We start from the raw sequence: 13,930 nt of genomic DNA, 5'->3' as shown, positions 1-13,930 counted from the left end.
TGGCAGCCAATCAATTTCACTAATTCTAGTTATCAAACCCCGGTTCACGCAAGAAACAGAATTGCGGCAATGCGACAAGAGCAGCCCGAAAATGAGGCCTGAGCCCAGGCTCCATGCGGCGTGTGTAGTCCTCGCAAGCAGCGATGACGATGGGAGCGTCGCGCGAATCAGCGCAGTAGTGTAGTCAGCAGGGGCCAGTCGAAAAACGGCCCCGGATCGGTTTTGCGACCGGGCGCGATGTCGCTGTGGCCGGCGATATCGGTAATCGGGTGGCGCCGCACAATCGCTCGAACCAGTGCGGCCAGGGCAGGATACTGCGCTGCATCGAAGGGCTGGGTGTCGCTGCCTTCGAGCTCGATGCCGACCGAGAAATCGTTGCAGCGTTCGCGGCCATTCCAGTTGGAGACACCGGCATGCCAGGCCCGCTCGGTGGTCGGCACGAATTGCTCGATACTGCCGTCGCGCCGAATCAGGAAGTGCGACGAGACGCGCAGGTGGTGAATGCCTTCATAGTACGGATGCGCCTGCGGGTCGAGGCAGTTGGTGAACAGTTGCGCCACCCCCGGCCCGCCAAAGCACTCCGGCGGCAGACTGATCGCGTGGATCACGATCAGGTCGATGGCGCAGCCCTCCGGGCGGGCATCGAAATTGGGCGACGCGACAAAGCGGGCGCCGGACAAACGACCGGCCTCGTCGATCGACGCCAATCCCGGCGCCAACGCAGGCGAGAAATCAATCGGCGCGCCGCGCAGCTTCATGGCCACCGTCGCCTACTCCTTCATCCCGAGCCGCTCCATGCGGTAGCGCAGGGAACGGAAGGTCACCCCAAGCAAGCGTGCTGCAGCGGTGCGGTTGCCGTCGGTCTTCGCGATCGCCTCGTTGATGGCCTGGCGCTCGACGCGGTCGAGATAGTCTTGCAAAGACTCGCGCTCAAGCGCGACCCCGCCGCCAGGAACACCATTCAGCCCCCCCTCCTCGTCGCGCGGCTCGAGATGGAGATCCTCAACCGTGATGCACTGACCGCTGTGCAACGCTAGCGCGCGCTCGAGGATGTTCTCCAGCTCCCGCACGTTGCCGGGGAAAGCGTAAGCGAGCAGCGCCGCCGTGGCCGCATCATCGACACGCGGCACCGGCAGCCCGGCCTCCTGCGCGAGTCTGCCGAGCAATGCCTCAACCAGTGCCGGGATGTCTTCACGACGCTCGCGCAAGGCCGGCATGCGCAGCTCGATGACGTTGAGGCGATAGAACAGATCCTGGCGGAAGTGGCCCTGGTCCACCAGATCCTTCAAGTTGCGATGCGTCGCACTGATGATGCGCAGATCGACCGGCTGTTCGGCGGTGTCGCCGACCCTGCGCACCCGCTTCTCCTGAATCGCCCGCAGCAGTTTCACTTGCATTGGCAGCGGCAGATCGCCCACTTCGTCGAGAAACAGCGTGCCGCCATTGGCTGCCTGGAAGAAGCCGTCGCGGTCAGCATCGGCACCGGTGAATGCGCCTTTGCGGTAACCGAAGAACTCGCTTTCCATCAGGTTCTCAGGGATCGCACCGCAGTTGACGCCCACAAAGGGCTTCGCCGCACGCGCACCGTATTCGTGGATCAGGCGCGCGGCGCGCTCCTTGCCGCTGCCCGATTCGCCGCTGATGTAGACCGGTGCCTGACTGCGCGCCAGGCGCTCGATCATGCTGCGTACCTGCTGCATGGTCGGCGATTCGCCCGTCAGCGAACTCGCGCCGACCGGGCGGGAGTCACTGGTGCGCTTGGGCAGATCGAACACCGACTTGACCAGCGCGCGCAACTGTTCGAGCGAGACCGGCTTGGAGAGGTAGTCAAAGGCCCCCACCTTCAAGGCGGTCACCGCATTTTCCATGCTGCCGTAGGCGGTGATCACCGCAACCGGCAGCTCGGGGTGGTGTTGTGCAATTTCGCGCACCAGGGTCAGGCCATCGCCATCCGGCAAACGCATGTCCGTCAGGCACAGCCTGTAGCGGTGCTCTGCAAGCAGCGCACGCGCCTCGGCCAGCGTACCCGCCGCATCGGCGCCGAGCCCCATGCGCAAAAGCGTCAGTTCCAGCAACTCGCGGATGTCGGCCTCGTCGTCGACGATCAGTACGGCCGCATCGATATGGCTGCGTCGCTCACTTGCACTGCTCATGCAACCCCCTTGGCGATCAATCGGAAATGCGCGCCGCCGCGCGACTCGCAGAGATCGAGTTCGGCCGCGTTGGCCTGCGCCAGCTCACGCGCTATGTAGAGCCCGAGCCCGGTGCCACGCGGGTCGGAGGTGAAGAAAGGCTCGAAAACCTGAGAGCGCGCCTCCGGCGGCACGCCCGGCCCATCGTCGATGACATCCAGCATGACTTCGTCCTCGGCGCCAGCAAGCACCTGAATACGAACGCTGCCTGGCGCACCGCTTGCATAACGGCGGGCATTGCCGAGCAGGTTCCACAGGATCTGCTGCAGATGGATGCGGTCGAAGCGCACTCGCAGCGCAGCCCCGCCTTCCAGCAACACGAGCGCCGGATCGAGGCCTTCGTAACTCACCTGTTCGTCCAGAAAAGTGCGCGCAAACGCCAGCAACGGGATGCTTTCCGGCGTGGCACGGTCGCGCCGCCCCAGTTCCAGCACATCGCGCACCATGCGGTCGATGCGGCGGGTATTGTCGTGAATGATCCGCGTCAGCCGCTGCTGCATCTCGGCGCGTTTTTCTTCGCCGAGCAGCTCGCTGGCATGACTGATCGCGGCCAGCGGATTGCGGATCTCGTGCGCGATACCGCCGGTCAGGCGCCCGAGCGCCGCCAGCTTGATCTGCTGTGCCTCACGCTCAATGCGCTCCATGTCTTCCAGATAGACGATAGTGTCGCCCTGCTCGCCCACCCGCAGAGTGCGGACGCGTACCTGGCTGCCCACTTCGCCAACGCGCACCGCGGCATCGCCGCTCGCGACCGCCGCCGCGAGTTCCGGCGACAGCACTTCGATCGGCATGCCATTGTGGGGAAGATCGCCCAGCAACTCGCCCGCCTTGCGATTGGCCTGCATCACGTTGCCCTCGGCATCAAGCACCAGCACGCCATCGTGAAGGTCGGCAATAATCTGTTCGTTGACCCGCTCTTGCCGCCGCAACGCAGCGCCACGCTGGTGCGCCAGCGCCTCGTTGGCGAGCGCGCGGGTTGCCAGCAGGCGGGCGACGGTCGCCACGGCAAAAAAACCGATGCAGACGAAGCCGACCGCAGCGATGTCTGTTACCGCGTCACCATCAAGAGCCAGCGCACGCAGCCCCTGAACCACCAGCACCGCCACTGAGGCCAAAGAGGCATAAAAAAAGACTAAACGCCCTTCGCCTAGCAGACCTCCGGCGGCAACGACCACCATCATCATGTACGGGAGGCCACCTTTGTGGCCACCGCCTAAGTACATCAGCGTACTAAGAGCGATGATATCGACTGCGATATGAGTATTTACCACCCACTCAAAGCGAGATCGCGGCGCGCTTAGGAAGTACAGCAACACCACTGCAGCGAACAAGTAAAACGCGACCACGCCGCTCCACTCGCTGCTACGTCCCTCCGCCAAAAACATGCGACCGATTAATATCAGGCCGCATGCGACGATCAGCCGATAGAAACTGTAGTAGCGCAGCGATTCCCAGCGCGACTCGGCCGGCTGCCACGCATGGCTTGCGCCAGCACTCATCAGGCGTGCGGCCCGAGGCGACGATGCGCGTCGCTGCAGTAGAACTGCCCGCCTTCCGCCACGCCTTCGCTTTCCGGCACATGCAGGCCACATTGCGCGCAGGCCACCATGCGTTCAGGTTCGGCGGGCGCCTGGGCTGCAGGGGCGCCATTGCGCGGGCGTGACGCGCCGTCGTCGAACTTGCGGCGCAGCCACCAGATACCGAAGAGGCCGAGCAGGAAGAGGAAGATGTAGCGCACGGCAGCTATCCCATTGCGATGCAGAAGCCGCCGAGTCTACCACCCGCCAATGGGCGCTCAGAGCGCAGCCAGCCGGGCTGCAGCCGCGTCCAGCGTTGCATCCTGCTTGGCAAAGCACAGGCGCACTAGCCCCTCACTGCGCGGCACCCGCGAGAATACCGATACCGGGATCGCCGCCACCCCGGCTTCACGCGTCAGCCACTCGGCGAACGCCGTATCCGGCAGATCCGAGATCGCGCGATAGTCGACCAGCTGAAAATAGGTGCCGGCACACGGCAGCAGCCGGAAGTGGCTGGCCGCCAACTGTGTCCGCAGCCGATCGCGCTTGGCCTGATAGAAGGCCGCCAGGCCGCGCCAGGTTTCCGGCCGCCCCGCGACCGACACAAAGGCCGCTTGAGCCGGGCTGTTCACCGTGAAAACATTGAACTGATGCACCTTGCGGAATTCCGCCATCAGGGCTGCGGGCCCGAAGACATAGCCCACCTTCCAGCCGGTGACGTGGTAGGTCTTGCCGAAGCTCGACACACCGATTGCCCGGCACGCCAGTGCCGGGTGGCGCGCAACGCTCTGGTGCGCGGCGCCGTCGAACACCATGTGTTCGTAGACTTCGTCGGCTAACACGCACACGCGAGAGCCATCCAGCAGTGCAGCGAGTTGCTGCATATCCTCCTGTGGCCACACGGAACCAGTCGGGTTGTGCGGCGTGTTCACGATCACCAGCCGCGTGCGCGGGCTCAGCGCAGCCTTGAAGGCCGTCCAGTCCGGGCGCCAGTCCGGCGCATGCAGCGCCACGCTTCGCAGCTCGCCGCCCTGCAGGCGCACGGCCGGGCCGTAGGCATCGTAAGCAGGCTCGAACACGATCACCTCGTCCCCCGGCCTCACCAGTGCGGCGATGGCGGTAAACAAGGCCTGTGTCGCACCCGCGGTGACCGTAATCTCTGACTCCGCGTCGTACTGCGCACCGTATTCGACCTCCAGCTTGCGTGCGATGGCCTCGCGCAGCGTGGGCAGGCCCGCCATCGGCGGATACTGGTTATGCCCGGCCGCAATCGCCTCGGCCACCGCCGCAGCCAGCGCCGGATCGGGCGAGAAATCCGGAAACCCCTGCGACAGATTGATCGCACCGCAGGCCTGCGCGAGCCGCGACATCACGGTAAAGATGGTGGTGCCCACATCGGGCAGCCGGCTTTCGATCGGAACCGGGGTCTCCAAATCAGCGCTCCTTGGTCACTTGTACGCACGCCCGGCCGCGCGCCCGACGACGCGGTAACCGAGAACCGTTGGTGGAGGCGCAAGTCTATTCCGGCGTAAGCTTTCGCAGGGGCCTCAAGTCATGCGCGGCGCGTCCGTTTACCTTGGGGAGAGGCTCTGAATGGGCAAAGAGCCCGAAACAGACCGGGGAGATGGCGGTGACCGATCTTTTGGCGGCGGATGACGAGCTGGTCTTTGCGCCGGAAGGCGATGACGAGGCGGAGCACGGCACAGGGGCGGTCTGGCGTGTGCTGATCGTTGATGACGATCAGGATGTGCACGCATCGACCGAGCTTGCCCTCAAGGGCACCCCGATCCTCGGGCGCCCGCTGGAGTTCCTGCACACCTACAGCGCGGCCGAGACGGTTCAATTCCTGCGGCGCGAGCAGGACATTGCGGTGATCCTGCTCGACGTGGTGATGGAGAGCGAGAACGCGGGGCTGAAGCTGGTGCACATCATCCGCGAAGAGCTCGGCCTGCAGGAAACCCGCATCGTGCTGCGCACCGGGCAGCCGGGTTACGCGCCCGAGATCCAGGCAATCCGCGATTACGACATCAACGATTACAAGACCAAGTCCGAACTCACCCACACCCGTCTCTACACCACGCTGACGGTCGCGATCCGTTCCTATGACCAGATCCGTGCGATCAACGCCAACCGTCGCGGGCTGGACATGATCGTGCGCGCCAGCGGCGAACTGATGGAACTGCGCGGCATCCAGGGTTTTGCCGCCGGCGTGATCACACAACTCGCCGCCTTACTGCGCCTGCCCCCGGAGGGGCTGATCTGTGCGCAGGAAAACGGCTGTGGCGAAGACGGTGTGCAGGTCGTCGCGGCAGGCGGCAAGTTCAGCGGCCTGATCAATCGCGCGATCCGCGACATCCCGGATCGTACGGTGCGCGAGCACCTCAACCGGGCGCTCGCCTCCGGCAAGAACCAGTACGACCACGGCTCCACCACGCTGCTGCTGACTGGATCGGGCCGCCGTATCGCGGTCTATCTTGAGAGCACGCATGCCATCGAGGAGATCGACCGCCATCTGCTCGAAGTGTTCTGTACCAACATTGCCGCAGGCTTCGAGAACACGGCACTGTTCAGCCGCCTGCAGAACATCGCCTACGTTGATGCGCTGACGAGCCTGCCGAACCGCGTGCGCTTCCTGCAATGCATCGACGAGCGCATCCAGAGCAACCGCAGGAGCGACGCCACCGTTGCCCTGGTCGATATCGACGAGTTCGCCGAGACCAACGACGCACTGGGGCACAAGTTCGGCGACAAGTTGCTGCTCGCCGTTGCGCTGCGCCTGCGCGACCGCATTCCCGGCGCAATCGTGGCGCGGATCGCGGGCGACACCTTCGGCATCCTGGGCGAAGTGGCGGCAGTAACGCCCGCTGCGCTGTCGGCCGTGTTTGCCGACCCGTTCATCGTCGATGAACAGGAAATTGTGGTCTCCGCTACGCAAGGCTACCTGCTGTTGCGCGACGCCGACGGCAGCAGTGCAGACGCGCTGAAGAACGCCAATCTGGCGCTCAAGCGCGCCAAGAGCAGGCACCGTGGCGAGCACAGTTTCTTCACACGCGACATGAATGTCGAGATCGAAGAGCGGGTCAAACTGCTGCAAGGTCTGCGCAGCGCCTTCGACAACGAACGCCTGTTCCTGATGTATCAACCCCAAGTGCGCATCGAGAGCGGCGAGCCGGTCGGCGTCGAGGCGCTGATTCGCTGGCGCAGCGACGACGGCCGTTTCATCCCGCCGGATCGCTTCATTCCGCTCGCCGAACACTCGGGCCTGATCGTGAATATCGGCAACTGGGTCATGCGACTGGCCTGTTACGAACAGGCCAAGATCGCGGCGGCCGGCTTCCCTCACCTGCAGGTGGCGGTTAACGTTTCGCTCGCGCAGTTCCGCCACCAGGAATTCATCAACCAGGTGAAGGCCGCGCTGGCCGACACCGGCGCCACGCCAAACCTGATCGAGCTGGAAATCACCGAGTCGATGGCGATGGAAGACGCCGACTTCGTCGCCGGCAAACTCAACGAACTGGCGCAACTTGGCGTCAAGGTCGCGATCGACGACTTCGGCACCGGCTTCTCGTCGCTGCCCTACCTGCAACGCCTGCGCGTCGACCGCCTGAAGATCGACCGCTCGTTCGTGAAGGACTTGTGCACCAACCAGCGCTGCCGCCAGGTCGCCGAGATGGTGATCCAGCTCAGCCGTAAGCTGGGGTTGGGCGTGATCGCAGAAGGGGTGGAAGACGCCGACCAGGCCAGCACGCTGCTCAGCCTCGGCTGCCCTGACGCACAAGGCTACCTGTACGCCCGGCCAATGGAGCGTGAGGCCCTGCACGACTGGCTCGCGACGCATCGCCCGCAAGTCTGAACCGAAGGCTCACGGGTTTGATCGGGCGGCTTGCCCCGCCCGAAGCGAGCGGCGATCATCGCAGCATGGAACTCGCACCCCTTATCCCGCTCGACGGCGCAATCGCCGTTCTTGACCAAACCCGCCTGCCCTTCGCGCGCGCGACGCTCACCCTCACCGATCTCGAAGCCTGCGCCAGTGCTATCGAAACCATGGAGGTACGCGGCGCGCCGCTGATCGGCGCCACCGCTGCTTTCGGCGTCGCGATCGCGATGCGCGCTGACGCAAGCGACGCCGGGCTGCAGCACGCGCTGACCCGCCTTGGGCGCACGCGCCCGACGGCGGTCAATCTGCATTGGGCGCTTGCCCGCATGGCGGCCAAACTGCACGCCATCACCCCGGATGCGCGCGCGAACACAGCCTGGGCCGAAGCGCTGGCGGTGCATGCCGAGGACATTGCCGCCAACAGGGCCATGGGGGAACACGGCGCGGCGCTGCTCGCCGAGCTGGCGTCCGGGCTCGGTCGCCCGTTGCGGGTGATGACGCACTGCAACGCTGGCGCGCTCGCCACCTGTGGCTGGGGAACAGCGCTCGCGCCGATCTACGTCGCACACGCCAGGGGCTTGCCGGTCGAAGTGTGGGTCAGCGAGACACGGCCACGTAACCAGGGCCTGCTCACCGCTTGGGAACTGGCGGAAGGCGGCGTGCCACACACACTGATCGCCGACAACGCGGCAGGTCTGTTGATGCGGCAGGGGCTGGTGGACGTCGTGATCACCGGGGCCGACCGTATTGCCGCCAACGGTGACACGGCCAACAAGGTGGGCACCTATCTGAAGGCGTTAGCTGCGCGTGAGCATGGCGTGCCGTTCTTCATCGCAGCGCCCACCAGCACCGTCGACGCCGCTTGCCCCGATGGAGACTCGATCCCGATCGAAGCGCGCAGCGCAGACGAAGTGTGCGTACTTAACGGGCTCGACAAGGCCGGCGAAACCGCACAGTTGCGCATCTTCGACGGCCCCTGCGCCAACCCGGCATTTGACGTCACCCCCGCGGGCCTCATCGCGGGCATCCTCACTGAACGCGGTCGCTTCGAAGCCAACCGCATCACCGAGGCCCTCGCATGAACAGCATCGAGTCCCTGCGCGACGCGCTGCTCGCCAGCGCACGTCACATTGCGGCGCTGGGCCTCAACCCGGGCGCCGCAGGCAACCTCAGCGTGCGCCAAGGCGACGGGATGCTGATCACCCCATCGGGCCTGCCATGGGAAGAGCTGACGCGCATCGACTTTGTCGCAGTCGCCGCAGATGGCAGCTACGCCGGACCGCGCGCCCCCTCGTCGGAATGGCAACTGCACCGCGACCTCTACGCCGCACGCCCGGAGTTCGGCGCCATCATCCACACGCACGCCCCGTTTTGCACCGCGCTCGCCTGCCTGCACCGCACGATTCCGCCTTTCCATTACATGGTCGCCCGCTTCGGCGGCCACGATGTGCGTTGTGCCGTCTACGCCACCTACGGCACTACGGCCCTGTCGGAGGCAACGCTGATCGCAATGGACGACCGCAATGGCTGCCTGCTCGGCAACCACGGCATGGTCGTCGCCGGCCGCGACCTTCGCCACGCCCAGGCCCTGGCGGTCGAACTCGAAAGCCTTGCCGAACAGTACTGGCGCGCCTGCCAGCTCGGCGAACCGGTGCTGTTGCCGGAAGATGAAATCGCCCGCGTGCGGGAAAAGTTCAAGGGCTACGGCGTGCGCTGATCAAGCAGCGCCGGCTCACGGAGCGTCACCGCGGCGGCGCGCCGGCATCCTCGGCGGGCCGCTCCCAGCGCTTTCGCCACACAAGGTAAGGCACGGTCACAACCAGCGAACACAGCAGATAGGTCGTTACCAACAGCACCGCGTAGGGGCCGGGCATCGAGGCTGCGACGAGGACTGCGAGGCCCACGTGGCGTGTCGAGCAGGTGATCGCGAGCGCGGTACGCTGATCCGGGTCAGGGCCGCCGAGCAGATGGCCGATGATCAGCGCGACGAGCAGCAGGCCGCTCAGGGCGGCAAAGGATCTGGCCGGCACATCGAACAACATGCGGCCGAACAGCAGCAACATCGCGAGCCCCATCACCATCAGCAGCGTGCCGGTAGCGGCGATCACGCGGTCGACCCAGCGTTCGCAGAATACGGGCCAGCACAGACGCAGCGCCATGCCTGCGAGCAAGGGCAAGAGGATCGTCGTCGCGACCGCACTGGCGATCTGCAGCGGCGCGACATCGCGGTTCAGATCGAAATGCGGCCCCAGTATCAGCACGCAGGCCGGAACGGACACCACAGCCAGGAAGGACGAGGTCACCACAAGACTGAAGACATACGGCGAACGCCCGATGTCGCCGAGTTTGCGTGGCAGCATCGGCGCCCCGGCAGACACCGCCAGCACCAACAAGGCTGCGCGCGCGACCTTGCCGAGCGGCACCCATGCGTCAATCAGCACAGCGGCCGCAGGCACCAGCAGATACATCGCCAGCAAGGCCCGCAACAACAGCGCCCGGCGTTGCCACAGATAGGCCGCGTGCCGCAGCGGCGCCGCAGCGCCGATCGCGAGCAGCATGACCGCCACGGTAGCCTTCAAAACGCCGAAAAAGATCGCCAGCACGCTGGCCTCCACTCAGCCCCTTGCGCCAGGCGGAGCCTCAGCGATTCAGTGGGCCGCAGCACCAGGGCCAGGCTGCCGACCTTGCTGCGAGCAGGCTCGTCGCGCGCCTTGTCTAGAACTGCCCACGCTGGGCGGCCGGCGGGCCACCGCCGGCCTTCTCGGCGAGCTTGTCGATCGACAGTTCGCCCTTGCGGTCGAAGGGCAAACGGCCATAGTCGCGTGTCAGCACTTCGCCATGCACCCGGTAGCCGAAGGCCTTGCCGCCTTCGAGCACCTTCGGCAGTTTCGCCAGCAGTTCGATCAACGACGCCGACACATCGACGCCGACCGTCGTCTCGCCCAGGCGCGGCAATACCACCGACTGGCCGGTCATGCCGGTTGCGACCTTCTGGCCGTTGATCTCGAAACCGAAGGTCAGCCCATCAACGGTAATGTCCTTCTCGTTGGGATTGCTGACGCGTAGCGTCAGATGCATGCGCTGCTGCAACATGCCTCCACCCGGCAGCAGCGACACATCCTCGACGCTGACCTCGGGCTTCTGCAGGCCAAGCGCCATGATCGCGCAGCCGGCCGCAAGCAGCAGCCAGCCCAGGATCAGCAGGCGGGTGACGGCGCGCAGCATCACTCGCGCCCCGACATTTTTTCGAGCATGCGCAGCAGCGAGATCGAGTCGTCCTCGCCCATGCCGCAGCCGACCGCGCCGTTGAGCATCTGAGCAGTCGCCGCGCTGTTGGGCAAGGACACGCCCATCTTGTGCGCCTCGTCGAGCACGATGCGCAGATCCTTCTGGTGCATCCAGGCCTTGAAGCCGGGCTTGAAGTTGCGGTCGAGCATGCGCTGGCCGTGGTTCTCCAGGATGCGGCTGTAGGCAAAGCCGCCCAGCATCGCTTCGCGGACCCGCGCCGGATCAACGCCGGAGGCGCGCGCAAAATGCAGCGCCTCGGCCACGATTGCCACGCCGGCGCCGGTGAGGATCTGGTTGCACGCCTTGGCCACCTGCCCGGCGCCGCTCTCGCCAATCCAGGTAACCGTCTTGCCCATGCCTTCCAGCACTGGCCGCGCCCGCTCGAACGCGGCCTGATGGCCGCCGACCATGATCGTCAGGCTGCCGGCGATCGCACCGACCTCGCCGCCCGACACCGGTGCATCAAGCATCGTCACGCCGCGTTCGGCCATTCGGGCGGCGATCGACCGCGCGGCAGAGGGCGCGATGGTGCTCATGTCGATGAACACCAGATCGACCCGGTTGGCGGCCTCCGCCCCTTCGGCGACACCACGCGCGCCCAGCGCCACCTCTTCAACATCCGGCGCGTCGGCCACCATGCTGATCACCACGTCGCAGTCGCGCGCCAGCGCGGCGGGCGATTCGGCGGGTTTGGCGCCGGCGATCAGGAGCGGCTGCATCGACTCTGCGCGGCGGGTCCATACCGCCACCTCATGCCCGCCCTTGAGCAGGTTGAGCGCCATCGGCCGCCCCATGATCCCCAAACCGACAAATCCGACTCTCATGATTCCTCCGTAGAATGCCGCCACCGGCATGGCGCTTGCGTGCGCCGCCGGCGAGAAAATCCAAGCCACGGAACGAAAGATACGCTCCATGCAATACGCCCCGATCATCAAGGAAATCGGACGAGGCGCCAAGGGCGCACGGCCAATGACCGAAGCGCAGGCCGAAAGCCTGTTCGGCGACATCCTAGACCAGCGCGTGCCCGACCTCGAGCTTGGCGCGATCCTGCTTTCGATGCGGATCAAAGGCGAAGATGCCGACGAGCTTGCTGGCTTCAAACGCGCGATGGACGCGCGCACCGCACAGGTCGCGGTGCCTGCCGGGCCGCGCTGCGTGGTGCTGCCGACCTACAACGGCGGGCGCAAGCAGGCCAACCTGATGCCGCTGGTGGCGCTGCTGCTCGCGCGCGAAGGCGTGCCGGTACTGATCCAGGGGCGGCACGACTTCGAGAGCCGCGTGAGCCCCTTCGAGCTGTTGGGCGCCCTCGGTATCACCCCGGCGGCGGACACCGACGACGCGGCGCGCCAACTGGCTGATCGTCGCCTCGCGTGCCTGCCGGTCGCGACACTGTGCCCCGGGCTGGATGCGCTGCTCGCCCTGCGGCGCCGCGTCGGCCTGCGCAACAGCGGGCACACGCTTGCCAAGCTGCTGGACCCCTGCCGCGGCCACAGCGTGCGGGTGATCGCGGTGACCCATCCGGAATACCTTGAGCGCATGGCCGAGCAGCTCGACCGGGAACACGCCTGCGCGCTGCTGATGCGGGCGACCGAGGGTGAGGCCTACGCGCACCCGCGGCGTCGGCCCCGCCTGCTGGGTTATGTCGATGGTGCAGCGCGCGTGCTGTTGGAGCAAGAAGATGGCGATCCGACGCGCGAGCCCGGCGAAGGCTGCGCGGTGGCCGACAATGCGGCGCAGATCCGCGCAATGCTCGACGGCGCGCAAGCGGTGCCACAACCGATCCTCGATCAGGTCAGCGCGCTGGCCCAACTGGCACGGGCCTGAAGCAGCACGCGCTGGAGACCGCTGAACGCGCGTGGCACGCGCCCCTTGCAGGGGAAAACAGCTTGCAACGGGCCCCGCCGCTAAATCGCGGCGATTCGCTTAAACGGTGAAACGCCCGACCGACCCGGCCAGCCGGCTCATTGCGCCGCCCGCATCCTCTGCCAGCGCAGCCGCACGTGCGGCGCTGGCTGCGTTGCGCCCCGCCGCAGCAGCGATATCGCCGATCAGCGCATCGAGCCGCTGCGTCGCGGCCTGCTGCTCGGCGAGCGCTTGCTGGATCCCCGTCATGCCGCATTCCACCTCACCGGCTGCGCGCGGGATCTCATCCACCGCGGCACCCGCCTGTTCGGCTCGCGCCACGCTCGCCTGCACGCCCGACACGCTCTGGTCGATCGCGCCGACCGCGGTATCGATGGTGTTACGGATACGGCCCACCGTGCCTACGATCAATTCGGTCGAATGCGCCGTACGCTCGGCCAACTTGCGCACCTCGTCGGCCACCACCGCAAAACCACGCCCCTGCTCGCCAGCGCGCGCCGCTTCGATCGCGGCGTTGAGCGCGAGAAGGTTGGTCTGATCCGCGATCGCCTTGATCTCGCCCACGACGGTGGCGATCTGCACCGCCTCATCAGAGAGTGAGGACACCACACGAGCGGTTTCATGTACCGACTCGGCAATCGCCCGGATGTCGCCCGCCACCTCGCGCACCTGCTGCGCACCATCGCGCGCGCATTCACCCGACACACGTGCGCGGTCCAGCGCCTGCCCTGCACTCAAGGCGACGGTGGCGATGTTGTCGCGTACCGCGGCGAAGTCGCTGCTCGCGCGTTCGGCCATGAGCTGTTGCGAGCCAGCCTCCTCTCGTACCGAAGCCCCCACCGCCTGCAACGCCTCCACCGCCAACGCGGTTTCCTGCGTCGCGAGCAGGGCATCGCGCACCACGCCCTGCTGCACCGCGAGCAGGCGATCGAAGGCCGCGATCGCATCGCCGATTTCGTCCCCTACGGCGCCGTCGATGCGCCTTGAAAGATCGCCGGATGCCGCAATCGCAGCGGCCTCGCAGGCCACGCGGCGCAAGGGCGGGCCTATGCGCCGATAGACGAACAATGCGGTGGCGATCAGCACGATGGCCGCCAGCACACCTACCGCGGCGCTACGCCACACGCTGGCCTGCACGGCGGCGGGGGGGGCGCCCCCCCCCCGCACCCCCCCCCCCCCCCAAAAAGCGGGGG

13 protein-coding genes are annotated in these 13,930 nt (G+C 66.2%); 4 read left to right on the top strand and 9 right to left on the bottom strand.

Going from position 1 to position 13,930, the window contains the following annotated elements; all coding sequences use genetic code 11:
- Positions 1-167 precede the first annotated feature (167 nt).
- From ampD to ACE3P0_RS18675, 5 genes are read right to left on the bottom strand one after another with little or no spacing between them, the layout of a single operon-like run.
- Positions 168-758, bottom strand: a complete 591-nt coding sequence (gene ampD, locus ACE3P0_RS18695) for a 1,6-anhydro-N-acetylmuramyl-L-alanine amidase AmpD (RefSeq protein ID WP_374404304.1) — start codon at positions 756-758, stop codon at positions 168-170.
- A gap of 12 nt (positions 759-770) precedes the next feature.
- Positions 771-2,153 (bottom strand): sigma-54-dependent transcriptional regulator, encoded by a 1,383-nt coding sequence (locus tag ACE3P0_RS18690; protein WP_374404290.1) that lies wholly within the window; start codon positions 2,151-2,153, stop codon positions 771-773.
- Positions 2,150-3,691 carry a PAS domain-containing sensor histidine kinase gene (locus ACE3P0_RS18685; protein ID WP_374404289.1) on the bottom strand — a complete coding sequence of 514 codons (1,542 nt, stop codon included), beginning with the start codon at positions 3,689-3,691 and terminating at the stop codon, positions 2,150-2,152. Before ACE3P0_RS18685 ends, ACE3P0_RS18690 begins: the two co-directional genes overlap by 4 nt.
- A complete protein-coding gene (locus ACE3P0_RS18680; RefSeq protein WP_374404288.1) occupies positions 3,691-3,930 on the bottom strand; it encodes a PP0621 family protein in 240 nt (79 codons plus the stop codon). Before ACE3P0_RS18680 ends, ACE3P0_RS18685 begins: the two co-directional genes overlap by 1 nt.
- 57 nt (positions 3,931-3,987) lie before the next feature.
- Positions 3,988-5,142 (bottom strand): methionine aminotransferase, encoded by a 1,155-nt coding sequence (locus tag ACE3P0_RS18675; RefSeq protein WP_374404287.1) that lies wholly within the window; start codon positions 5,140-5,142, stop codon positions 3,988-3,990.
- Between the two features lie 191 nt (positions 5,143-5,333).
- Here ACE3P0_RS18675 and ACE3P0_RS18670 point away from each other — a divergent pair, with 191 nt between their 5' ends.
- The 3 genes from ACE3P0_RS18670 (at position 5,334) to ACE3P0_RS18660 (ending at position 9,303) form a co-directional block, all read left to right on the top strand.
- Positions 5,334-7,562: a putative bifunctional diguanylate cyclase/phosphodiesterase gene (locus ACE3P0_RS18670; RefSeq protein ID WP_374404286.1), complete on the top strand. Its 2,229-nt coding sequence runs from the start codon at positions 5,334-5,336 to the stop codon at positions 7,560-7,562.
- A 65-nt stretch (positions 7,563-7,627) separates the two neighbouring features.
- The gene (mtnA, locus tag ACE3P0_RS18665; protein ID WP_374404284.1) at positions 7,628-8,668 is read left to right on the top strand and encodes an S-methyl-5-thioribose-1-phosphate isomerase; all 1,041 of its coding nucleotides are present in this window, start codon (positions 7,628-7,630) and stop codon (positions 8,666-8,668) included.
- Positions 8,665-9,303, top strand: coding sequence for a class II aldolase/adducin family protein (locus tag ACE3P0_RS18660; protein WP_374404283.1), 639 nt, complete (start codon positions 8,665-8,667; stop codon positions 9,301-9,303). Before mtnA ends, ACE3P0_RS18660 begins: the two co-directional genes overlap by 4 nt.
- Before the next feature lie 25 nt (positions 9,304-9,328).
- Here ACE3P0_RS18660 and ACE3P0_RS18655 read toward each other — a convergent pair whose 3' ends face one another.
- The 3 genes from ACE3P0_RS18655 to ACE3P0_RS18645 all read right to left on the bottom strand — a co-directional run bounded on the left by ACE3P0_RS18655 (position 9,329) and on the right by ACE3P0_RS18645 (position 11,698).
- Complete coding sequence (locus tag ACE3P0_RS18655) at positions 9,329-10,189, bottom strand: hypothetical protein (RefSeq protein WP_374404282.1); 861 nt, start codon at positions 10,187-10,189, stop codon at positions 9,329-9,331.
- Positions 10,190-10,301: 112 nt separating this feature from the next.
- Complete coding sequence (locus ACE3P0_RS18650) at positions 10,302-10,811, bottom strand: LEA type 2 family protein (RefSeq protein WP_374404281.1); 510 nt, start codon at positions 10,809-10,811, stop codon at positions 10,302-10,304.
- Positions 10,811-11,698 carry an NAD(P)-dependent oxidoreductase gene (locus ACE3P0_RS18645; protein WP_374404280.1) on the bottom strand — a complete coding sequence of 296 codons (888 nt, stop codon included), beginning with the start codon at positions 11,696-11,698 and terminating at the stop codon, positions 10,811-10,813. Before ACE3P0_RS18645 ends, ACE3P0_RS18650 begins: the two co-directional genes overlap by 1 nt.
- Before the next feature lie 88 nt (positions 11,699-11,786).
- Between ACE3P0_RS18645 and ybiB the strand changes: the two genes are divergently transcribed.
- Positions 11,787-12,698, top strand: coding sequence for a DNA-binding protein YbiB (ybiB, locus tag ACE3P0_RS18640; RefSeq protein WP_374404279.1), 912 nt, complete (start codon positions 11,787-11,789; stop codon positions 12,696-12,698).
- Positions 12,699-12,797: 99 nt separating this feature from the next.
- On the opposite strand, the gene ACE3P0_RS18635 is transcribed toward ybiB, so the two are convergent.
- Entirely contained in the window at positions 12,798-13,862 is a 1,065-nt protein-coding gene (locus tag ACE3P0_RS18635; protein ID WP_374404278.1) for a methyl-accepting chemotaxis protein, read from the bottom strand.
- Positions 13,863-13,930: the final 68 nt, after the last annotated feature.

This window comes from Niveibacterium sp. (assembly GCF_041909475.1).
In the GTDB taxonomy this organism is placed as follows: Bacteria; Pseudomonadota; Gammaproteobacteria; order Burkholderiales; family Rhodocyclaceae; genus Niveibacterium.
Note: the sequence above shows the minus strand (reverse complement) of the source record. Positions and strands in the feature narration are given on the sequence as shown.